Genomic DNA, 20,418 nt, shown 5'->3' with positions numbered 1-20,418 from the left:
GTGAACCAAAACTGGATTGTGAAGCTAGAAATACGCACTTTAGTTGGTTTTGCCTCGCTTGCACTATGGCCCTCACACCACAACAACGAGATCCGCCATGCGCAGCAAACTTTTCGTGCCCGCGTCCCGGCCGGCGCTGTTTTCCAAGGCGCTGGCCTCGGCTGCCGACGGCGTGAGCTTCGACCTTGAAGACGCCGTGGCGCCCTCCGCCAAAGGCGAGGCGCGCCAGGTGCTCAGTACTTTCCTTGCAAGCCTCGCGGCCCCGGGCAAGGTCGTGGTAGTGCGGGTCAACGGCCAAGGCAGCGAGCATCACCAGGCTGACCTGCAAGCGCTGGCCGGTACGCCCCTGGACATCATCAACCTGCCCAAGGTGGAGCACCCCGATCAGGTGCGTGAGCTCGCCGAGCAACTGCAACACTGGCCGCGGCCGGTGAAGATCCTAGCCACCATCGAGTCGCCCAAGGGCCTGCGCCTGGCGGCCAGCATCGCCTGTGCCCACCCGCTGCTGATGGGCTTGCAACTGGGGTTTGCCGACCTGTTCGAGCCGCTCGGCATCGAGCGTTACCAACCTGCGGTAGTGCAACCGGTGCAGTTGGCCGTGCGGCTGGCCGCTGCCGAGGCGGGCATCGATGCTTATGACGCTGCCTGGGCGGCGATCCGGGATACCGATGGCTTTCGCCAGGAGGCCGAGCAGGCGCGGCGGCTGGGGTTCACCGGCAAGTCCTGCATTCACCCAAGCCAGGCCGCTGCGGCGAACCTTGCATTCCTGCCCAGCGCCGTGCAGGTCGAGCGTGCCCAGCGGGTGCTGGCAGCGGCCGAGCAGGCCGAGCGCGAAGGCGTGGGTGCCTATCAGGTCGATGGCCAGATGATCGATGCGCCCTTCGTCGCCAGTGCCCGTGCTGTGCTCGAGCAGGCCCGAAATGCTGGCCTGCTGCCTGCGTGACCCTTCGTAGTCCTCTACAACAATAAGATGAGGTTCCCCATGCACAGTGAAACCACTCTGGCGCCCGTGCCAGTGCAGCGCCCGGCCCTGCTGTGGCGGCTGATGGACATTCGCGTCAGTTTCATTCCCTTGCCCATTTACCTGGCACTGCTGGTGTTGGTGGCCGGGCTGCTGGCGATGGACCAGCTCAAGCCGGATCTGCCGATCATGGTGGCGGTGATCGGCCTGGGCGGGGCCACCTGTGCAGCGATCGGCAAAGGCCTGCCGTTGCTGGGCAAGATCGGCGGCGCGGCCATCGTCTCGGCATTCCTGCCGTCGTACCTGGTGAGCCTGGGTTGGGTGCCGGCCGGGCTGATTGCGCCGGTCACCAGCTTTACCAAGCAGAGCAACTTCATTTACCTGTTCCGTCTCGGCGGTGGTGGTTGGCAGCATTTTCACCATGGACCGCAACCTGATCATCAAAGGCTTTGCCAAAATATTCCTGCCGCTGGCGTTGGGGTCGGTGCTGGCGCTGATTGCGGGTGCGGCGGTGGGTGTGGCCTGCGGCATGCCGCTGCGCCAGGTGCTGTTTTTCGTGATCGTGCCGGTGATGGGTGGCGGGCTGGGCGAGGGTGCCATTCCGCTGTCGGTGGGTTATGGGGAAATTCTCGGGGTGGACTCAGGCAAGATCCTCGCGCAGCTGCTGCCGATCATCCTCTTGGGCAACCTGGTGGCAATCACTGCTTGCGGCGCCTTGGACCTGCTGGGCCGGCGCTTTCCCGCGCTGACCGGCAACGGCCGCCTGCAGGTCAATGAGCAGGCAGCAGGCGAACCAGCAGGCGCGGCCGCTGAGGCCACCTTCGACAGCCAGATCGTGATGAACGTGATCGCTGCGGGCATGTGCGCTATCGGCCTGTACCTGGCAGGGGTGCTGCTGCATGCGCTGTTCAGCCTGCCAGGCCCGGTGTGCATGCTGTTGCTGGCGGTGCTGCTGAAGCTGCTCAAAGCCATCCCGCCGCGCCTGGAGCAGGGTGCGCGGGTGCTTTTCCAGTTTTTCACCACTTGCGTGACCTACCCGCTGCTGTTCGCCAACTCCATTGCGGTGACGCATTGGAGCGAACTGGCGGCGGCCTTTCATCTGGGCAACGTGCTGACCATCGTCACTACGGTATTGGTGCTGGTGGGAACGGGCTTTGTCGTAGCACGGCGGTTGGGGATGTACCCGGTGGAGGCGGCGATCGTCAATGGTTGCCACAGTGGGCTGGGCGGCACGGGCGACATCGCTATTCTCACAGCGGCCAATCGCATGCAGTTGCTGCCGTTCGCGCAGATCTCCACCCGGATCGGCGGGGCGATCACGGTGATGATGGCGTTGGTGGTGTTGGCCAATCTTGGGGTGTGACGTTCAAGGGCTTCGTCGCGCGGCAATCCGCCCTCCCACTTGGCAGCTATCCAGATCATCATAGGGTGGGAGGGCGGCTCGCCGCGCGACAAGGCCAATACAAGGCTATTTGAACCGCCGCTCCACCCCCATCTCCGCCAGGATCCGCGTTGAAATCTCCTCCACCGAAAAGTGCGTGGAGTCGATATGCGGGATGTTCTCCCGGCGGAACAACCCCTCGACCTCACGCACCTCGAACTCGCACTGGGCAAAGCTCGAATAACGGCTGTTGGGCTTGCGCTCATGGCGGATGGCGGTCAGCCGGTCGGGGTCGATGGTCAGGCCGAACAGCTTGTGCCGGTAGGCACTGAGCGCCTTGGGCAACTGCAGCCGCTCCATGTCGTCCTCGGTCAACGGGTAGTTGGCTGCCCGGATGCCGAACTGCATCGCCATGTACAGGCACGTCGGTGTTTTGCCACAACGCGACACGCCCACCAATATCAAGTCCGCTTTGTCGTAATAATGCGTCCGCGCGCCATCGTCGTTGTCGAGGGCGAAGTTCACCGCCTCGATGCGTTCCATGTAGTTGGAGTTGCGCGCAATGGAGTGGGATTTGCCCACCGAATACGACGAGTGATCGCCAAGCTCCAGCTCCAGTGGGGCCAGGAAGGTGGAAAAGATGTCGATCATGAAGCCGTTGGAGGTAGCCAGGATGTCGCGGATGTCCTGGTTGACGATGGTGTCGAAGATGATCGGCCGGGCGCCTTCGCGTTCAGCGGCAGCATTGATCTGGGCCACCATCGCCCGCGCTTTGTCGACGGTGTCGATGTAGGGGCGGGTGAACTTGTTGAAGGTAATGTTTTCGAATTGTGCCAGCAGGCTCTGGCCCAAAGTCTCGGCTGTGATGCCGGTACCGTCGGAAATGAAGAAGGCGGAACGTTTCATCTGTTCAAGGGCCTTTAGGCTGCCGGTCGATCTTGGCTATGATACGCGCGTTTTGCTGGTCGTAGTGCCTGGCCGCCGGGCTTTTCCGGAGTGGGCCATCGTCGCCAGGGAAGGCTGATGCCCACCTGGCCAAGTGTTGTTTCAACCCTTTTGTGGAGAGATCACCTTGGTAGAGTACGTAGTTTCCCTCGATAAGCTCGGCGTCCATGATGTGGAGCATGTGGGAGGCAAAAACGCATCCCTGGGCGAGATGATCAGCAACCTGGCCGGTGCCGGGTGTCGGTGCCCGGAGGTTTCGCCACCACGGCTCAGGCCTACCGTGACTTCCTTGAGCAAAGCGGCCTGAACGACCGCATCCATGCCGCGCTCGATGCACTCGACGTCGACGACGTTGTCGCATTGGCCAAGACCGGCGCGCAGATCCGCCAATGGGTGATGGACGCCGAGTTCCCCGAGCGCCTGAACCAGGAGATCCGCGAGTACTTCGCCGAGCTGTCCAAGGGCAACCCGGACATCGCCGTCGCCGTGCGCTCATCGGCCACCGCAGAAGACCTCCCGGACGCCTCGTTCGCTGGCCAGCAGGAAACCTTCCTCAATATCCGTGGCGTAGAAAACGTGATCCGCGCTGCCAAGGAAGTGTTCGCCTCCCTGTTCAACGACCGGGCCATCGCCTACCGCGTACACCAGGGCTTCGACCACAAGCTGGTGGCGTTGTCGGCGGGCGTTCAGCGCATGGTGCGCTCGGAAACCGGCGCGGCGGGCGTGATGTTCACCCTCGACACCGAATCGGGCTTCCGCGACGTGGTGTTCGTCACCTCGTCCTACGGCCTGGGTGAGACCGTGGTGCAGGGCGCCGTCAATCCCGACGAATTCTACGTCCACAAGGCCACGCTCGAAGCTGGCCGCCCCGCCGTGCTGCGCCGCAACCTGGGCAGCAAGGCGATCAAGATGATCTACGGCGACGAAGCCAAGGCCGGCCGTTCGGTCAAGACCGTCGACGTCGACAAGGCCGAGCGCGCGCGTTTCAGCCTCACCGACGCCGAAGTCAGCGAGCTGGCCAAGCAGGCGATGATCATCGAGAAACATTACGGCCGCCCGATGGACATCGAGTGGGCCAAGGATGGTGATGACCACCAGCTCTACATCGTTCAGGCCCGCCCTGAAACCGTCAAAAGCCGCGCCAATGCCAACGTGATGGAGCGCTACCTGCTCAAGGAAAAAGGCAAGGTGCTGGTCGAAGGCCGCGCCATCGGCCAGCGCATCGGCGCCGGCAAGGTGCGGGTGATCCACGACGTTTCGGAAATGGACAAGGTACAGCCCGGCGACGTGCTGGTCTCGGACATGACCGACCCGGACTGGGAGCCGGTGATGAAGCGCGCCAGCGCAATCGTCACCAACCGTGGCGGGCGCACCTGCCACGCGGCGATCATCGCCCGCGAACTGGGCATTCCGGCCGTGGTCGGTTGCGGCAACGCCACCCAATTGCTCACCGACGGCCTGGGCGTGACCGTCTCCTGCGCCGAGGGCGACACCGGCTTCATCTTCGAAGGCCAGCTGGGTTTCGACATCAAGCAGAACTCGGTCGATGCCATGCCGGAGCTGCCCTTCAAGATCATGATGAACGTCGGCAACCCCGACCGCGCCTTCGATTTCGCCCAGTTGCCCAACGAAGGCGTCGGCCTGGCGCGGCTCGAATTCATCATCAACCGCATGATCGGCGTGCACCCCAAGGCGCTGCTGGGCTACGCGGACCTGCCGCCGGAAATCAAGGACAGCGTCGACAAGCGCATCGCCGGTTACGACGACCCGGTCGGCTTCTATGTCGAGAAGCTGGTCGAAGGCATCAGCACCCTGGCGGCGGCGTTCTGGCCGAAAAAGGTCATCGTGCGCCTGTCGGACTTCAAGTCCAACGAATATGCCAACCTGATCGGCGGCAAGCTGTTCGAGCCTGAGGAAGAGAACCCGATGCTGGGCTTCCGCGGCGCCTCGCGTTACATCAGCGAGTCGTTCCGCGACTGCTTTGAGCTGGAGTGCCGTGCGCTCAAGCGCGTGCGCGAAACCATGGGCCTGAGCAACGTCGAGATCATGGTGCCGTTCCGTGCGCACCCTGGGCGAGGCGAGCCAGGTGGTCGACCTGCTGGCCAGTAACGGCCTCAAGCGCGGCGAAAACGGCCTGAAGGTCATCATGATGTGCGAACTGCCGTCCAATGCCCTGCTGGCCGACGAGTTCCTGGAGTACTTCGACGGTTTCTCCATCGGCTCCAACGACCTCACTCAGCTCACGCTGGGCCTGGACCGCGATTCGGGTATCATTGCCCACCTGTTCGACGAGCGGAACCCGGCGGTCAAGAAACTGCTGGCCAGTGCCATCGCCGCCTGCAACAAGGCCGGCAAGTACATCGGCATCTGCGGCCAGGGCCCTTCGGACCACCCTGACCTCGCCAAATGGCTGATGGAGCAGGGCATCGCCAGCGTGTCGCTGAACCCCGACTCGGTACTGGAAACCTGGTTCTTCCTCGCCGACGAGCAAGCCTGATAGGCGCGCCCTCGAGGGCGCGCGGTTCACAACAGGGCGGGCGCCAACCCGCCCTTTTTTATTCAAGAGCACCATGCAAAGCAGCAGTAATCTGTTTCCTGTGGCCCTGGTCAGCGCTGAGCGCCGGGGCGACCTGAGCGAAGACGTCTATCTGATCAAGGCCAACAACAGCCTGGATTTCACCACTGAACTGGCGGTTACGCGCCTGGGCCTATGCGACACCCGCGCCGAACGCGGCCCGGCCGATCGCGGCCCGGCCGATCGCGGCCCGGCCGTCGTGTTGTTGCACGGCGCTTTTGCCAACCGGCGCTTCTGGTACTCGCCCAAAGGTCTGGGGCTGGGGCCTGCACTGGTTCGTGCCGGGTTCGATGTATGGATCGCCGAAATGCGCGGGCATGGCCTTTCACCGCGAAACCAGGGCTACGCCAGCAATCAGGTCGATGACTACGCCCGTTACGACGTACCCGCGATCAATGCTTTCGTCACCGAAATGAACGGCCAGCGCCCGCACTGGGTGGGCCACTCCCTGGGCGGCACCACCCTGGCGGTAGCGCTGGGGTTGGGCAGCCTGACTGAGCAGCACATTGCCAGCGCCGCGCTGTTCGGCAGCCAGGTCAGCCGCCGTTACGGTGCGTTGCGCCTGCCACCGCTGAACTGGCTGGTGCGCGTGCTGTTGCGGCGCTTCGATCACATCAGCGGCCGGCGCTTCAAGCGCGGGCCGGAAGACGAACCCATGGGCGTTGCCGTCGAGTGGCTGCGCTGGCAGCGCCGGCCCGGCAGTTGGTGGGCAGGGCTCGCCAGCAACCAGGTGCCGTTGCTGGCGGTCGCCGGGGCAGGGGATGAGCAAGACCCAGCCTGGGCCTGCCGTGCATTGTTCGAGCAGGCGGGCGGGGAGCTGCGGCGCTTCGTCGAGCTAGGCTGTGAGGCCGGCTACAGCCGCGACTTCGGCCACGTCGAGATGCTGGTGGGCGAGGCGGCCGAGCGCGAAGTGTGGCCATTGCTGCTGCGGTGGCTGCAAGAGGCTCAGGCGCAGGGCGTAAGCCACAAGTCGCATGCCGCGTGATGGCCGCCAGCAGCTAAGCTCTTGAGCCTGTACTGCCCAAATCCATCCGAGGAGCCGACCATGCACTACATTACCCCCGACCTGTGCGACGCCTATCCAGACCAGGTCCAGGTACTCGACCCGATGTTCAGCAGCTTTGGCGGCCACGACTCGTTCGGCGGCCAGATCGTCACGGTCAAATGTTTCGAAGACAACTCCAGGGTCAAGGAGCTGGTCGAGCAGCCCGGCCAGGGCAAAGTCATGGTGGTCGACGGCGGCGGCTCGCTGCGCCGGGCGCTGCTGGGTGACATGCTGGCGCAAAAAGCCGCGCAAAACGGTTGGGAAGGCATTGTGGTCTATGGCTGTGTGCGGGATGTCGACGTTCTGGCTCAGATCGACCTCGGTGTGCAGGCGCTGGCGCCGCATCCGCTGAAAACCGACAAGCGGGGCATCGGCGACATCGACGTGCCGGTCACCTTTGCCGGCGTGACCTTCCGCCCGGGCGAATTCATCTACGCCGACAACAATGGCGTTATCGTATCGCCCACGCCCCTGAACATGCCTGAATAAGGACTGCAGCCCACGGATGTACGACGATCAAAACACCACAAGAGGGCTGGTCCAGGCCCTGGTTCTGGACGGGCAGGGCGGCGCAAGGCCGCTCAGCTACGAACAACTTCCCGGCCTGGAGCTTGGCCCGCAGGAAAGCCTCTGGCTGCACTGGGATCGCAGCCACCCCGAGGCGCAGGGGTGGTTGCGAGAGCGCAGCGGGCTGAGCGAGTTCGTCTGCGACCTGCTGCTGGAAGAAAACACCCGGCCTCGCCTGGTGACCTTGCCGGACGAGCAGGTGCTTCTGTTCCTGCGCGGGGTCAATCTCAACCCCGGCGCGCAGCCTGAGGACATGGTCTCGCTGCGCATCTTCGCCGAGGCGCAGCGGGTCATCTCCTTGCGGTTGCGGCCGCTGCGGGCCACCGACGAGCTGATCGCGCAGCTGCGCATGGGCAAGGGGCCGCGCACGGCATCTGAACTCATCCTTTATATGGCTCAGCATCTGACCGAGCGTATCCAGACGCTGGTCGATACCCTCACCGACCATGTCGACGGCGAAGAAGACCGGATCGACGCCGACGACCGGTATCAGCCCGATCACTCCGGTTTGCTTCAGGTACGCCGTCGGGCTGCTGCGCTTCGGCGATTCCTGGCGCCGCAGCGCGACATCTATGGCCAACTGGCGCGGGTCAAGTTGCCCTGGTTCGTGGAAGACGATGGCGATTACTGGAGCGAGCTGAACAACAGCCTGACCCGCTACCTCGAGGAGCTCGAGCTGACCCGCGAGCGCGTGGCGCTGTTGCTGGAGTCCGAAGACCGCCGGCTCAGCGAGCGGATGAACCGCACCATGTACCGTTTCGGGGTCATCACCGGCATCTTTCTGCCGATGACCTTCCTCACCGGCCTGCTGGGGATCAACGTGGGCGGCATCCCGGGCTCGGGCAGCCCTTACGGGTTCACAGCCACCTGCCTGTTGCTGCTGGCACTGGCAGCAGGGCAGTGGCTGATTTTCAGGCGCCTGCGCTGGTTGTAAGTGAAAGTAAGGCAGGCGAATGTGACCTGCCTGCATGGGGCTCGTCTCTCGTTCACCTTTAAACGAGGAGTGCCCCCATGCACGATCCGTTCGAACAATCGCTACGTGATTTGCTCAATGCGCCCGAGGGCGCGCGCGATGACGCCACGCGCCTCGGCCGTGTGCTCAAGACCGCCAATCGCCAGGTAGGCGCCACCGACCTGTTCGGCCTGATGGGCCGCTGCCTCACGGCGTGCATGATCGCCCTGAACAACGGCTCGGCCCACGTATCGCCCGTTTCCCGTCGTACCCGCCGCGCAGAAGGCGCGGATAAGGCAGATTGAACATGGAACTCGACCTCTGGACGCAAAGCCTGGTGACCGCGATGACGGCACTGTGGAGCAAAGTCGCAGGTTTCATCCCCAACCTCTTCGGAGCGCTGGTGGTGGTGTTGCTGGGCTTCGTGGTGGCCAAGCTGCTCGATGCCCTGCTTTCGCGGGTGCTGGCCAAGCTGGGCCTGGATCGCATCATGGGCGGCACCGGCCTTACCAAATTGATGACCCGAGCCGGTATCCGCGTGCCTATCTCGGCCCTGGTGGGCAAGATCGTCTACTGGTTCGTGCTGCTGGTGTTCCTGGTGTCAGCCGCCGAATCGCTGGGCTTGCAGCGGGTATCGGCCACGCTCGACGTGCTGGCGCTCTACTTGCCCAAGGTTTTCGGCGGCGCCCTGGTGCTGCTGGTGGGTGTGCTGCTGGCGCAACTGGTCAATGGCATCGTGCGCGGCGCGGCCGAGGGCGTGGGGCTGGATTACTCCGCCGGCCTTGGGCGCATCGCCCAGTGGCTGGTGATCGTGATCAGTATTTCGGTCGCCATCAGCCAGCTCGAGATCAAGACCGACCTGCTCAACCATGTGATCGTGATCGTGCTGGTGACCATTGGTCTGGCTGTGGCGTTGGCGATGGGCCTGGGCAGCCGTGAGCTGGCCGGGCAGATTCTGGCAGGCATCTACGTGCGTGAGCTGTTCCAGGTGGGGCAGTGGGTCGAGGTTGATGGCACCGCAGGGCACATCGAGGAGATCGGAACGGTCAAGACAACGCTGGTCAATGAAGAAGGCGACCTGGTCTCGCTGGCGAACAAACGCCTGCTCGAGCACAAGGTCACTAGCCGTTGACCCGGTAAATGCTGGTACTATGCCGCCCCGAAATGCCCGGTGATGCCGGGCCTGCGTGGCGTACACCCCACATCTGCCCTGACTGACCGAACGACTGTGCCTGTGCCCCCCTTGCGATACGACCCGCGAGCGCTGACCGACGAAGAGTTGGTCGAGCGTGCCCACGAGGAACTGTTCCACGTGACGCGAGCCTATGAAGAGCTGATGCGCCGTTATCAACGCACGCTTTTCAACGTGTGCGCGCGTTACCTGGGGAACGACCGCGACGCCGACGATGTCTGTCAGGAGGTGATGCTGAAGGTGCTGTACGGCCTGAAGAACTTCGAGGGCAAATCGAAGTTCAAGACCTGGCTTTACAGCATCACCTATAACGAATGCATCACGCAGTACAGGAAGGAACGGCGCAAGCGTCGGTTGATGGATGCCTTGAGCCTCGACCCGATCGAGGAAGCAACCGAAGACAAGACGCCCAAGCCCGAAGAGCGAGGAGGTCTCGACCGCTGGCTTGTGCATGTGAACCCGATCGACCGCGAGATTCTGGTGCTGCGTTTTGTCGCAGAACTGGAATTTCAGGAAATCGCCGATATCATGCACATGGGTTTGAGCGCGACCAAGATGCGTTACAAGCGTGCCCTGGATAAGCTCCGCGATAAATTCGCGGACATGACGGAAACTTAATCAGCAGCGCTTGTCTCTAACGTGCGTCGAGTTCTGCTAGACTTGGCGCCGAGTTGCCCCCGATACATTCAGAAGTGGGGGCCGCTTTACAATCACCATATGGGGATTTAACGGATGAAACTGAAAAACACCTTGGGCCTGGCCATCGGCTCTCTGGTAGCCGCAACCTCTTTCGGCGCACTGGCTCAGGGCCAAGGCGCTGTCGAGGGTGAGCTGTTCACCAAAAAATACTACACCGACAGCTCCCGTGACCTGGAAAACGGCAACCTGTACGGTGGCTCGGTTGGCTACTTCCTGACCGACGACGTCGAACTGCGCCTGGGCTACGACGGCATCCACAACATGCGTTCGAAGAACGATACCGGCAACCAGAAAATCCACGGTGGCGACGCTGCTCTGGACGCTCTGTACCACTTCGGTACCCCAGGTGTAGGCCTGCGTCCGTACGTGTCGGCTGGTTTCTCGCATCAGAGCATCAGCAACGTGCAAGCCAACGGCCACAGCGGCCGTGACAGCTCCACCTTCTTCAACGCTGGCGCCGGTGCCAAGTACTACTTCACCGAAAACGTCTACGCACGTGCTGGCGTAGAAGCCATGTACAACATCGACCGCGGCGAGACCGAGTGGGCTCCGAGCGTTGGTGTTGGCGTGAACTTCGGTGGCGGCACCAAGAAAGCAGCCCCGGCTCCGGCCCCGGCTCCTGTTGCCGACGTTTGCACCGACTCCGACCAGGACGGCGTTTGCGACAACGTTGACAAGTGCCCGAACACTCCTGCCAACACTCCGGTTGACGCTGATGGCTGCCCAGCCACCGCTCAAACCGTACGCGTTGAGCTGGATGTGAAGTTCGACTTCAACAAAGCTGTCGTCAAGCCTAACAGCTACGCTGACATCAAAAACCTGGCTGACTTCATGAAGCAGTACCCACAAACCTCCACCACCGTGGAAGGTCACACTGACTCCGTGGGTACCGACGCTTACAACCAGAAGCTGTCCGAAAAACGTGCCGCCGCCGTTCGTAACGTGCTGGTCAACCAGTACGGCGTTCAAGGCAGCCGCGTGAACTCGGTTGGTTACGGTGAGTCCCGCCCGGTTGCTGACAACGCTACCGAAGCTGGCCGCGCTGTTAACCGTCGCGTAGAAGCGAACGTAGAAGCTCAAGCCAAGTAATTGGTAAGCGCTTAAGAAAAAACCCGGCCACTGGCCGGGTTTTTTCGTTTTGGGTTCTTGCTAATATGTGTGCAGCTCATGAACCAGGAGGGCGGCTAGCCGCGCGACGGGCTCTACCAAGAGTGCTGACCAACCCGTCGCCCGGCAAAGCCGGCCTCCCACCGATACTTGCTCAGACCAGCTTGAAGCTAGCGGCTTGAAGCTATGAGCTTCAACCCCCCAGATAAGCGTCCCTGACCTTTGGATCAGTCAGCAGTGCCTCACCGGTACCCTGCATCACCACCCGACCATTCTCCAGCACATACGCGCGATCAGCGACCTTCAGCGCCTGGTTGGCGTTCTGCTCTACCAGGAACACCGTTACCCCGTCGCGGCGCAATTGTTCGATGATGTCGAAGATCTGCTGGATGATGATTGGCGCCAGGCCCAGCGAAGGCTCGTCGAGCAACAGCAGCTTGGGCTGGCTCATCAGGGCGCGGCCGATGGCCAGCATTTGCTGCTCGCCGCCGGACATGGTCCCGCCACGCTGATGAAAGCGTTCCTTCAGGCGCGGGAACAGTTCGAGCACCTTTTCGAGCTGCGCCTGATAGTCGCCCTTGGCGGTGAAGAACCCGCCCATGGCCAGGTTCTCCTCCACGGTAAGCCGCGCAAACACGCGGCGGCCTTCAGGCACCACAGCGATGCTTTTACGCATGATCTGCGCAGGCTCCAGCACCGTCAGCTCCTCGCCCTGGTAGCGGATGCTGCCCGACTGGGCGCGAGGGCTGCCGCACAAGGTCATCAGCAGGGTGGATTTACCAGCGCCGTTGGCACCGATCAGGGTGACGATCTCACCCTGGTTGATTTCCACGTTCACCCCGTGCAGGGCCTGGATCTTGCCGTAGAACGTGGAAACGTTTTCGAACACCAGCATCTTACGCTTCCCCCAGGTAGGCTTTGATCACGTCGGGATTGTCGCGCACCTGTTCGGGCGTGCCATCGGCCAGGGGCATGCCCTGGTTGATCACCACGATGTGGTCGGAGATGGTCATCACCAGCTTCATGTCGTGCTCGATGAGCAGCACCGTGGCGTTGTACTGCTCACGCAGCACCCCGATCAGTGCCTTGAGATCGTCGGTTTCGCGAGGGTTCAGGCCGGCCGCCGGTTCGTCGAGCATCAGGATGCGCGGGCGCGTCATCATGCAACGGGCGATTTCCAGGCGGCGTTGCTGGCCGTAGGCCAGAGTGCCGGCAGGGCGGTTGGCCACGTCCTTGAGGTTCACCTGTTCCAGCCAGTGCTCGGCGTACTCCATCGCTTCACGCTCGCTGCGGCGAAACCCCGGGGTTTTCAAAAGGCCGGCGAGAAAGCCCGTGTTCAGGTGGCGATGTTGCGCCACCAGCAGGTTTTCGACGGCGGTCATTTCCTTGAACAGGCGCACGTTCTGGAAGGTGCGCACCACGCCCTTGCGAGCGATTACATGCCCTGGCAAGCCGTGGATGGGCTCGCCGTCGAGCAGGATGCTCCCGGAGCTTGGGCGGTAGAAGCCGGTCAGGCAGTTGAAGACGGTGGTCTTGCCGGCGCCGTTGGGGCCGATCACCGAGACCACCTGTTTTTCCTTGACCGTCATGCCCACACCGTTCACCGCCAGCAGGCCACCGAAGCGCATCGACAGGCCAGAGACTTCCAGCAGATTCTTCTGGCTCATCGGCGCAGCTCCAGGTGAGGGCGCTGCATCGGCAAGAAGCCCTGCGGGCGCCAGATCATCATCAGCACCATCATGGCGCCGAACATCAACATCCGGTAATCGCTGAATTCACGCATCAGCTCCGGCACCAGGATCATCACGATCGCCGCCAGCACGACGCCAAGCTGCGAGCCCATGCCGCCCAATACCACGATGGCCAGAATGGTGGCCGACTCGATGAAAGTGAACGATTCCGGAGTAATCAACCCTTGGCGCGCTGCGAAGAAGCTGCCGGCGAAACCTGCGAACGCTGCGCCCAGGGTGAAGGCCGAAAGCTTGATGAGCGTCGGGTTCAGGCCCAGGGCGCGGCAGGCGATCTCGTCTTCGCGCAACGCTTCCCAGGCGCGGCCGATGGGCATGCGCAGCAGGCGATTGATCACGAACAGCACGGCCAGGGTCAGCAGCAGGGCGATCAGGTAAAGGAAGATCACCTTGTCGGCAGAGTTGTAGCTCAGGCCGAAGAACTGGTGGAAGGTCTGGCCGCCGGCAGGGGCGTTGCGTTCCAGCGTAAGCCCGAAGAAGGTGGGCTTGTCGATGCCGCTGATGCCGTTCGGCCCGCCGGTGATGCTCGACAGGTTGCGCAGGAAGATGCGGATGATTTCGCCGAAGCCCAGGGTCACGATGGCCAGGTAGTCACCCCGCAGGCGCAACACCGGAAAGCCCAGCAAAAAGCCGAATGCCGCTGCCAGCAGGCCGGCGATGGGCAGGCATTCCCAGAAGCTCAGGCCCAGATAGTGGGAGAGCAGCGCGTAGCTGTAGGCACCCACTGCGTAAAAGCCCACGTAGCCCAGGTCGAGCAGGCCGGCCAGGCCCACCACGATGTTCAGGCCAAGGCCGAGCATCGCGTAGATCAGGATCACGGTGGCGATGTCGACCGCCCCCGCGAACCATAGAACGGCCAGATGAACGCCAGCACGATCAACGCCGCCATGCCCCAGCGTTGAGTGCTGGGCAGGGTCAGATCGTTGCTCAGGCCTGCCGGTACCAGCGGCTTGCGCTCGGTACCACGCAGCGCGGCGATCTGCGCGGCGAACAGCACGCGCACGAACAGCAGCAGCGAGCAGCCGGCGATCAGCCAGAGTGTGCTCGTGTCGGCGCCCTGCACCTGCAGCGTCACCCCGGAGAACATCAGTTTCAGGCCGAAGATCGGGTAGGCCACGGCCCACACCAGCGCGGCGCTGAACAGCGCCTGTTTAATGGAACGGCTCATACTTTTCAACCTCGGGGCGGCCCAGGATGCCGGTGGGGCGGAACAACAGCACCAGCACCAACAGGCCGAAGGCCACCACATCTTTGTACTGGTCGCCGAACACGTCGGCGCCAAAGGCTTCGGCCACACCCAGCACCAGGCCGCCAAGCATCGCGCCGGGAATGCTGCCGATGCCGCCGAGCACGGCCGAGGTAAAGGCCTTCAGGCCCACCGAAAAGCCCGCGTAGGGGTTGATCACGCCGTACTGCATCGACAGCAGCATGGCCGCCACCGCCGCCAGCGCTGCGCCGATCACGAAGGTCAGGGCGATGATGGTGTTGGTGTTGATGCCCAGCAGCCCGGCCATTTTCATGTCCTCGGCACATGCGCGGCAGGCACGGCCCATGCGTGAGAGGGAGATGAACAGGGTCAGGCCGATCATCGCCAGCAGGGTCACGATGAACACTACCACCTGCATGTAGGAAATCAGCACCTGCTGATTACCGCCGGGGCCGAAGCTCAGGTTGCCGGGCAGCATGTTCGGGATTGCCCAGTTGCTGGAGCCTTGCGACAGCTGCACGGCGTTCTGCAGGAAGATCGACATGCCGATGGCCGAGATCGAGCGGGATCAGCCGGTTGCTGCCGCGCAGCGGCCGGTAGGCGACTCGCTCGATGCTGTAGCCATAGGCGCTGCAGACGACGATGGCGCAGGCAAAGCCCGCGATCATCAGCACCGGGAGGCTGTGGATGCCAAGCATGGCGAGGCCTGCAAGGGCGATGAAGGCGACATAGGAGCCGATCATGTACACCTCGCCGTGGGCGAAGTTGATCATGCCAATGATGCCGTAGACCATCGTGTAGCCGATGGCGATCAGCGCGTAGGTGCTGCCGACCGTAAGGCCGTTCACCAACTGCTGGAGATAATGGAAAAAGTCGGGCATGTTGCCGCGCTCCTAAAAACCTGGGCTGCATTTCGCTGCAACGCACACCGAAATGGCGCGATGCCAGGCTCGGACGTTCACAGTGAACCGCGGGTAACGGTTTTATAGATTTTCAGGCGGCCCGTTCGGCGGATCGCACCGCACAGGCCATGAATCGGGTGGGGCAGGCGAGGGTGGGCGCGCCATCGGCGCGCCCACCGTGCATCACTTGGCCTCGGTCTTGGGCTTGCCGTAGTGCCACTCGTACACGACGAACTGGAAGTCCTTCAGGTCGCCCTTGTCATCGTAGGAAAGCTTGCCGATGGGGGTATCGAAGCTGCCGGCGTGGATGGCGGCGGCGACCTTGTCGGTGTCCTCGCTCTTGGCGGCCTCGATGCTGTCGGCGATGACTTCGACCGCAGCGTCAGGATGGGAACACGAACGGGCCGCTCGGGTCCTCTTTCTTGTCCTGGAACGCTTTGGTCAGCGCCTGGTTGGCCGGGTCGGAGTCGAACGACTTGGGCAGGGTCACCAGCAGGCCTTCGGCGGCATCGCCGGCGATCTGCGACAGCGAGTCGTTACCCACGCCCTCAGGGCCCATGAACTTGGCGTTCAGGCCTTTTTCCTTGGCCTGGCGCAGGATCTGGCCGAGCTCGGGGTGGTAGCCGCCGTAGTAGACGAAGTCGACGTTGGCTTGCTTGAGCTTGGCGATCAGGGAGGAGAAATCCTTGTCGCCGGCGTTGATGCTTTCGCGCACCGCAACCTTCATGCCCTTGCCTTGCAGGGTTTTGGCAACGGCATCGGCGATGCCCTGGCCGTACTGCTGCTTGTCGTCGATCACCGCAATGGTCTTGGGCTTGACGTGGTCAGCGATCCAGTTGCCGGCGACCGGGCCCTGGGCGCTGTCAAGGCCGATGGTGCGGAACACCAGCTTGTGGCCGCGATCGGTGATGGTGGGGCTGGTGGCTGCCGGGGTGACCATCAGCACGCCTTCGTCTTCGTAGACGTCCTGGGCAGGCTGGGCGGAGCTGGAGCGCGAGTGGCCGACCAACGTATTTGACGCCGTCGTTGACGACCTTGTTGGCAACGGCCACGGCCTGCTTGGGATCGCACGCATCATCGTATTCGACCGCTTCGAGCTTCTTGCCATCCACGCCACCCTTGGCGTTGATCTGGTCGATCGCCATGTGTGCGCCGATGAATTGCATCTTGCCGTATTCGGCGACCGGGCCGGTTTCGGGCCGGCGATGCCGATCTTGATGGTGTCGGCAGCGAACGCATGGCTCGCGGCACCGGCCAGGACCATGGCGGCGAACAAACGGGTGAATTTGGTTGCGTTATGCATGGAGTGCTCCATCGGGGTTTTGTCTTTATAGTCCGGCGGCTGTAGCCGCCAGGCCGTTCGCCCTGGCATCGATACCAGGCCCGCTGGCCAGCTCATTGGAGCCAGGGCGCAGTGTAGAGTGCGGGCGGGGTGGTTGAAAGCAGGCCAAGGGCCAGCGGTGCAGGTGGTGTCGCCTGGATGAAAAAGATTGTATATATTACCGCCATCTTACAGCGGCGTCTGAGCGCCTGAGGCCCGTGGGTCAAAGGCCCGCGCTGTCGCCAGATTTTTGCTACCCGGTATTGCCGGCGCTATCATCTGCGCTTTCAGGCGGAACCGGTACGGCCATGAGTGAAGACGCAAGCACCCTTTATGCCAAGCTGCTCGGCGAGACGGCGCGAATCGAGTGGCCTGCGCTCGAGCCCTTCTTCGCTCGGGGTGCACTTTTGTGGGTCGCACCGAGTCTTGATCTGATCGCCGTTGCGCAGGCAGTGGCCGAGGACGATCGTGCCAGCGTGGCAGCCTGGCTCGACGCCGGTGAGGTCGAGAAGCTCTCTGCCACGCGCGCTGTGGGCTATGCCGAGGGCACACCCGAGCTGTGGGCGGTGGTGGTTTCACCCTGGGTAGTGATCCAGGAAAGGGCGTAAGTCCTCGCGTCTGCACTTTTCTGGTGCTTGTCCGTATGGCGAGCGCCACTACTGTCATTACCTGGGCGGCTACGGTTCACCCGCCGCACTGCGCAAGGAAGCGTAATCATGATGATCGGCATCGACCTGGGCACCACCAACAGCCTCGTCGCCGCCTGGGATGGCGAACAGGCGCGGCTGTTGCCCAACGCTCTGGGCAAGTTGCTTACCCCCAGTGTCGTTGGCCTGGATGATCACCGGCCAGCTTGTGGCAGGCGACATCGCCCGCGAGCGCCTGCAAACCCACCCGCAGCTCACGGCTGCGCTGTTCAAACGGCACATGGGCAGCGCCCAGCAGACCTGGCTGGGTGATCGCCCTTATGGCCCGGAAGAACTTTCCGCGATGCTGCTGCGCAGCCTCAAGGAGGACGCCGAGCGTGCGCTGGGCGAGCCGGTCACGGAAGCTGTGATCAGCGTGCCGGCCTATTTCAGCGATGCCCAGCGCAAGGCCACGCGCATCGCCGGCGAGCTGGCGGGGCTGAAAGTCGAGAAGCTCATCAACGAACCCACCGCTGCCGCCCTGGCCTACGGCATCCACCAGCGCGATGAAGCCACTTTCCTGGTATTCGACCTCGGCGGCGGGACCTTCGACGTGTCGGTGCTGGAACTGTTCGAAGGGGTAATGGAAGTGCGCGCCAGTGCGGGCGACAACTTCCTCGGCGGCGAAGATTTCGATGACCGCCTGGTGGACTGGTTCGTTGCGCAGATTGGCCCCCAGGCGCTGCCCGAGCACCACCCAGCCGTCGATCGCCCAACGGCTGCGCCGTGAAGCCCAGCGCGTGCGGCATGCGCTGGGGACCGACGCGCAGGCCCGCTTCGTGCTGCGCGAAGCTCAGCAGGAGTGGGCGCTGGACGTCACCCAGGCGCAGTTGCACAGCGTCTCCCAACCGCTGCTGGATCGCCTGCGCGCGCCCATCGAGCGGGCGCTGCGGGATGCGCGCATCCGCGCCAGCGACCTGGACCAGGTGCTGCTGGTCGGCGGCACCACCCGCATGCCACTGGTGCGCAAGCTGGTGGCGGCCCTGTTCGGGCGCATCCCGGCGATGCACCTGAACCCTGATGAGGTCGTCGCGCAGGGCGCCGCGATCCAGGCAGCGCTCAAGGCACGGCATGCCTCGCTCGAAGAAGTGGTGCTCACCGACGTGTGCCCCTACACCCTGGGCATCGAAACCAGCGTGCGCCAGGGGCACGACCACCAGAGTGGGCATTACCTGCCGATCATCGAGCGCAACAGCGTAGTGCCGGTCAGCCGCCAGGAAACGGTCTACGCGATGCACGACAACCAGAAGGTGGTGCAGCTGAGCATCTACCAGGGCGAAAGCCGCCTGGTGAAGAACAACATCTTCCTTGGCGAGCTGGAGGTGCCAGTGCCGCCGATGCCGGCCGGCCAGGTGGGGGTAGAGGTCCGCTTCACCTACGACATCAACGGCCTGCTCGAAGCCCAGGTGCACATCCCAAAACCGGTGAACAGCGCAGCCTGGTGATCGAGAACAACCCTGGCGTGCTTACCCCGAACAGATCGCCGAGCGCCTGCAGGCCCTGGCAGCGCTGAAGGTTCACCCACGCGACCAGCAGGCCAATACCTTGCTCATGGCGCGGCTGGACCGGATGTATCAGGAGTGCCTGGGCGAGGAGCGCGAGTACGTTGCGCGCCTGGCGCAGCGGTTTCAGCAATTGCTCGATGGCCAGGATGAACACCTCATCCGCCAGGCGCGTGCCGAGATCGCGGCGAAGGTCAGTGAACTGGATGGCCAAGGATGAATGCCATGAATTGCTGGAGTGTGCTGGGGCTCGAACCCGGCGCCGACGAGCGCAGCGTGAAGCGCGCCTATGCACGGCTGCTCAAGGTGCATCGCCCCGACGAGGATGCTGCGGCGTTCCAGCGCCTGCGCGAGGCCTATGATCGGGCGCTGGAGCTTGCGCGCCTGCCTGAAGAGGATGACGAGGAGCAGGGCGAGGCGTGGCACACCTGGAGCGAGCCGGCCGGCGAACCGGACGTGGCGCTGGTTGAGCCGGCCGCATTCGCCAGCCCCGGGCGGAACCCGTCGAGCCGCTGCAGCCGGCGGCTGCCGAGCCTTTGCAGGCACCGGTGGCGGCTCAGCCGCCGGGCATTTCGCTGCAGCAGATGTACACCTGGCTCGAACAAGGCCGGGACCGGGCCGTGCTGGATGCCATCGGGACCTGGCTGGCCAGTGACTGGCTGCTGTCGTTCGACCGGCGTGCGGACTTCGAGCAGCAGGTGCTGGCCATGGTGGAGCAGGCGCACTGGTCGCCGGCCTTCTTCGACGCCCTGAGCGGCCTGATGGGTTGGGACGATGACCTTGGCCACCTGCCGTGCGAGGGATGGCGCTGGGCGCGGTTGATGGAGCGCTGCCATGAACAGGCCTGGCTGGAGGCCTTGCAACGGACGCTGGCCAGCGACACTCGGCACGCCACGCCCAACGGCCGCGCGGCGCGCTTTCTGCTGCAGCCTTTGAGCGAAATGGAGCGCCGCCGCGCCGCAGACACCTTCTCGGTGGAGGACTGGCAGGCCTGCATGGAGCTGGCCGGAGCGCTGGAGTACCAGTACCCCGACGCCTGCGAGCGGCTGGGGCTGAGCTATTTCAGCCTCTGGCGCCATTCGGCTGCCTCGCCAGCGCGACAAAGGGCTGTTGGCTGGTTTCTGGCTTGTTCTGTCGCTGCTGCTAAGTGCCAACTCGGTGCTGGAACACCAGGGCTCGACTTACGGCTGGACCAACGCGGCGGTGTGCGCGGTGGTCAGTGCCCCGCTGACGCTCTGGTTCAGCACCGCGATCTATCACATCTGGGCCCGCGCAGCCAGGCCGCTGGTGATGGTCGAGATTCCCTGAGCCGGCTGCTGATTCCGGCCCGCCTCTACCGCCGGGGCAGCGGGCTGCTGGCGCTGCGGCATCTGCTGCCGCTGGCGGTGGGCAGCGTACTGATCAGCGCGCCCTTCAAGCATATGCCGTGGCCGAATGCAGCCAGCGCGGTGGTGCTGTTCATGGTGGGCAGCGTGTTGTTGTGGCTGTCGCTGGAGCGGCGGTTGAGCCTGCCCGAAGCCTGGGTGCAGCGGTTGAGCCAGTTGCGCGCGCGCTTCGGCCGCTGACCTCTGCTACCGTTCGTCGGCCAGCCTCGGTGCTGGCCGATACGGCTCTGGCTCACCGCACAA

General features: G+C 63.6%; 15 protein-coding genes and 7 pseudogenes. 15 read left to right on the top strand and 7 right to left on the bottom strand.

Annotation, left to right across the window (positions count from 1 at the left end):
• The first annotated feature begins 97 nt into the window (after nucleotides 1-97).
• The 3 genes and pseudogenes from LN139_RS11630 to LN139_RS11625 all read left to right on the top strand — a co-directional run bounded on the left by LN139_RS11630 (nucleotide 98) and on the right by LN139_RS11625 (nucleotide 2,324).
• The gene (locus tag LN139_RS11630) at nucleotides 98-943 is read left to right on the top strand and encodes an HpcH/HpaI aldolase/citrate lyase family protein (RefSeq protein ID WP_236360054.1); all 846 of its coding nucleotides are present in this window, start codon (nucleotides 98-100) and stop codon (nucleotides 941-943) included.
• Between the two features lie 27 nt (nucleotides 944-970).
• A pseudogene (locus LN139_RS25660) lies at nucleotides 971-1,288 on the top strand (2-hydroxycarboxylate transporter family protein); the annotation flags it as partial.
• 70 nt (nucleotides 1,289-1,358) lie between these two features.
• Nucleotides 1,359-2,324, top strand: a complete 966-nt coding sequence (locus LN139_RS11625) for a 2-hydroxycarboxylate transporter family protein (RefSeq protein ID WP_329611040.1) — start codon at nucleotides 1,359-1,361, stop codon at nucleotides 2,322-2,324.
• Nucleotides 2,325-2,429: 105 nt separating this feature from the next.
• Here LN139_RS11625 and ppsR read toward each other — a convergent pair whose 3' ends face one another.
• Entirely contained in the window at nucleotides 2,430-3,248 is an 819-nt protein-coding gene (ppsR, locus tag LN139_RS11620; RefSeq protein ID WP_236360051.1) for a posphoenolpyruvate synthetase regulatory kinase/phosphorylase PpsR, read from the bottom strand.
• Between the two features lie 4 nt (nucleotides 3,249-3,252).
• On the bottom strand, nucleotides 3,253-3,468 hold the full coding sequence (locus LN139_RS11615; RefSeq protein ID WP_236360049.1) for a hypothetical protein: 216 nt from the start codon (nucleotides 3,466-3,468) through the stop codon (nucleotides 3,253-3,255).
• Between LN139_RS11615 and ppsA the strand changes: the two are divergent.
• The 8 genes and pseudogenes from ppsA to LN139_RS11575 all read left to right on the top strand — a co-directional run bounded on the left by ppsA (nucleotide 3,415) and on the right by LN139_RS11575 (nucleotide 11,406).
• Nucleotides 3,415-5,784 (top strand): annotated as a pseudogene (gene ppsA, locus LN139_RS11610) (phosphoenolpyruvate synthase). The gene LN139_RS11615 and the pseudogene ppsA sit on opposite strands and share 54 nt — an antisense overlap.
• A gap of 73 nt (nucleotides 5,785-5,857) precedes the next feature.
• Complete coding sequence (locus LN139_RS11605; RefSeq protein ID WP_236360047.1) at nucleotides 5,858-6,847, top strand: alpha/beta fold hydrolase; 990 nt, start codon at nucleotides 5,858-5,860, stop codon at nucleotides 6,845-6,847.
• Nucleotides 6,848-6,907: 60 nt separating this feature from the next.
• The gene (rraA, locus tag LN139_RS11600; RefSeq protein ID WP_236360044.1) at nucleotides 6,908-7,396 is read left to right on the top strand and encodes a ribonuclease E activity regulator RraA; all 489 of its coding nucleotides are present in this window, start codon (nucleotides 6,908-6,910) and stop codon (nucleotides 7,394-7,396) included.
• A gap of 16 nt (nucleotides 7,397-7,412) precedes the next feature.
• Nucleotides 7,413-8,408, top strand: coding sequence for a zinc transporter ZntB (locus tag LN139_RS11595; protein ID WP_236360041.1), 996 nt, complete (start codon nucleotides 7,413-7,415; stop codon nucleotides 8,406-8,408).
• 77 nt (nucleotides 8,409-8,485) lie between these two features.
• Complete coding sequence (locus LN139_RS11590) at nucleotides 8,486-8,731, top strand: CrfX protein (RefSeq protein WP_236360039.1); 246 nt, start codon at nucleotides 8,486-8,488, stop codon at nucleotides 8,729-8,731.
• Between the two features lie 2 nt (nucleotides 8,732-8,733).
• Nucleotides 8,734-9,558 carry a mechanosensitive ion channel family protein gene (locus LN139_RS11585; protein WP_236360037.1) on the top strand — a complete coding sequence of 275 codons (825 nt, stop codon included), beginning with the start codon at nucleotides 8,734-8,736 and terminating at the stop codon, nucleotides 9,556-9,558.
• Between the two features lie 111 nt (nucleotides 9,559-9,669).
• Complete coding sequence (gene sigX / locus LN139_RS11580) at nucleotides 9,670-10,236, top strand: RNA polymerase sigma factor SigX (protein WP_097085265.1); 567 nt, start codon at nucleotides 9,670-9,672, stop codon at nucleotides 10,234-10,236.
• A gap of 114 nt (nucleotides 10,237-10,350) precedes the next feature.
• Nucleotides 10,351-11,406, top strand: a complete 1,056-nt coding sequence (locus tag LN139_RS11575) for an OmpA family protein (protein ID WP_236360035.1) — start codon at nucleotides 10,351-10,353, stop codon at nucleotides 11,404-11,406.
• A gap of 211 nt (nucleotides 11,407-11,617) precedes the next feature.
• On the opposite strand, the gene LN139_RS11570 is transcribed toward LN139_RS11575, so the two are convergent.
• From LN139_RS11570 to LN139_RS11550, 5 genes and pseudogenes are all read right to left on the bottom strand, one after another.
• Nucleotides 11,618-12,319: an ABC transporter ATP-binding protein gene (locus tag LN139_RS11570; RefSeq protein WP_236360033.1), complete on the bottom strand. Its 702-nt coding sequence runs from the start codon at nucleotides 12,317-12,319 to the stop codon at nucleotides 11,618-11,620.
• A gap of 1 nt (nucleotide 12,320) precedes the next feature.
• Nucleotides 12,321-13,091 (bottom strand): high-affinity branched-chain amino acid ABC transporter ATP-binding protein LivG, encoded by a 771-nt coding sequence (gene livG / locus LN139_RS11565; RefSeq protein WP_236360031.1) that lies wholly within the window; start codon nucleotides 13,089-13,091, stop codon nucleotides 12,321-12,323.
• A pseudogene (locus LN139_RS11560) lies at nucleotides 13,088-14,340 on the bottom strand (high-affinity branched-chain amino acid ABC transporter permease LivM). The gene livG and the pseudogene LN139_RS11560 overlap by 4 nt, the downstream one beginning before the upstream one ends.
• A pseudogene (gene livH, locus LN139_RS11555) lies at nucleotides 14,324-15,260 on the bottom strand (high-affinity branched-chain amino acid ABC transporter permease LivH). Before livH ends, LN139_RS11560 begins: the two co-directional pseudogenes overlap by 17 nt.
• Before the next feature lie 204 nt (nucleotides 15,261-15,464).
• Nucleotides 15,465-16,584: pseudogene (locus tag LN139_RS11550) on the bottom strand (branched-chain amino acid ABC transporter substrate-binding protein).
• Nucleotides 16,585-16,910: 326 nt separating this feature from the next.
• On the opposite strand from LN139_RS11550, the gene LN139_RS11545 reads away from it, so the two are divergent.
• The 4 genes and pseudogenes from LN139_RS11545 (at nucleotide 16,911) to LN139_RS11535 (ending at nucleotide 20,355) form a co-directional block, all read left to right on the top strand.
• Entirely contained in the window at nucleotides 16,911-17,210 is a 300-nt protein-coding gene (locus LN139_RS11545) for a DUF2288 domain-containing protein (protein WP_236360029.1), read from the top strand.
• 108 nt (nucleotides 17,211-17,318) lie between these two features.
• Nucleotides 17,319-19,010: pseudogene (locus LN139_RS11540) on the top strand (Hsp70 family protein).
• A gap of 5 nt (nucleotides 19,011-19,015) precedes the next feature.
• A pseudogene (locus LN139_RS25185) lies at nucleotides 19,016-19,178 on the top strand (DnaJ domain-containing protein); the annotation flags it as partial.
• 160 nt (nucleotides 19,179-19,338) lie between these two features.
• A complete protein-coding gene (locus LN139_RS11535; RefSeq protein ID WP_236360026.1) occupies nucleotides 19,339-20,355 on the top strand; it encodes a hypothetical protein in 1,017 nt (338 codons plus the stop codon).
• Nucleotides 20,356-20,418 lie beyond the last annotated feature (63 nt).

The sequence above is a fragment of the Pseudomonas sp. KNUC1026 genome, from assembly GCF_021650705.1.
Lineage (GTDB): Bacteria > Pseudomonadota > Gammaproteobacteria > Pseudomonadales > Pseudomonadaceae > Aquipseudomonas.
The sequence above is the reverse complement of the archived record's forward strand: the minus strand, read 5'-3'. Positions and strand labels throughout refer to the sequence as shown.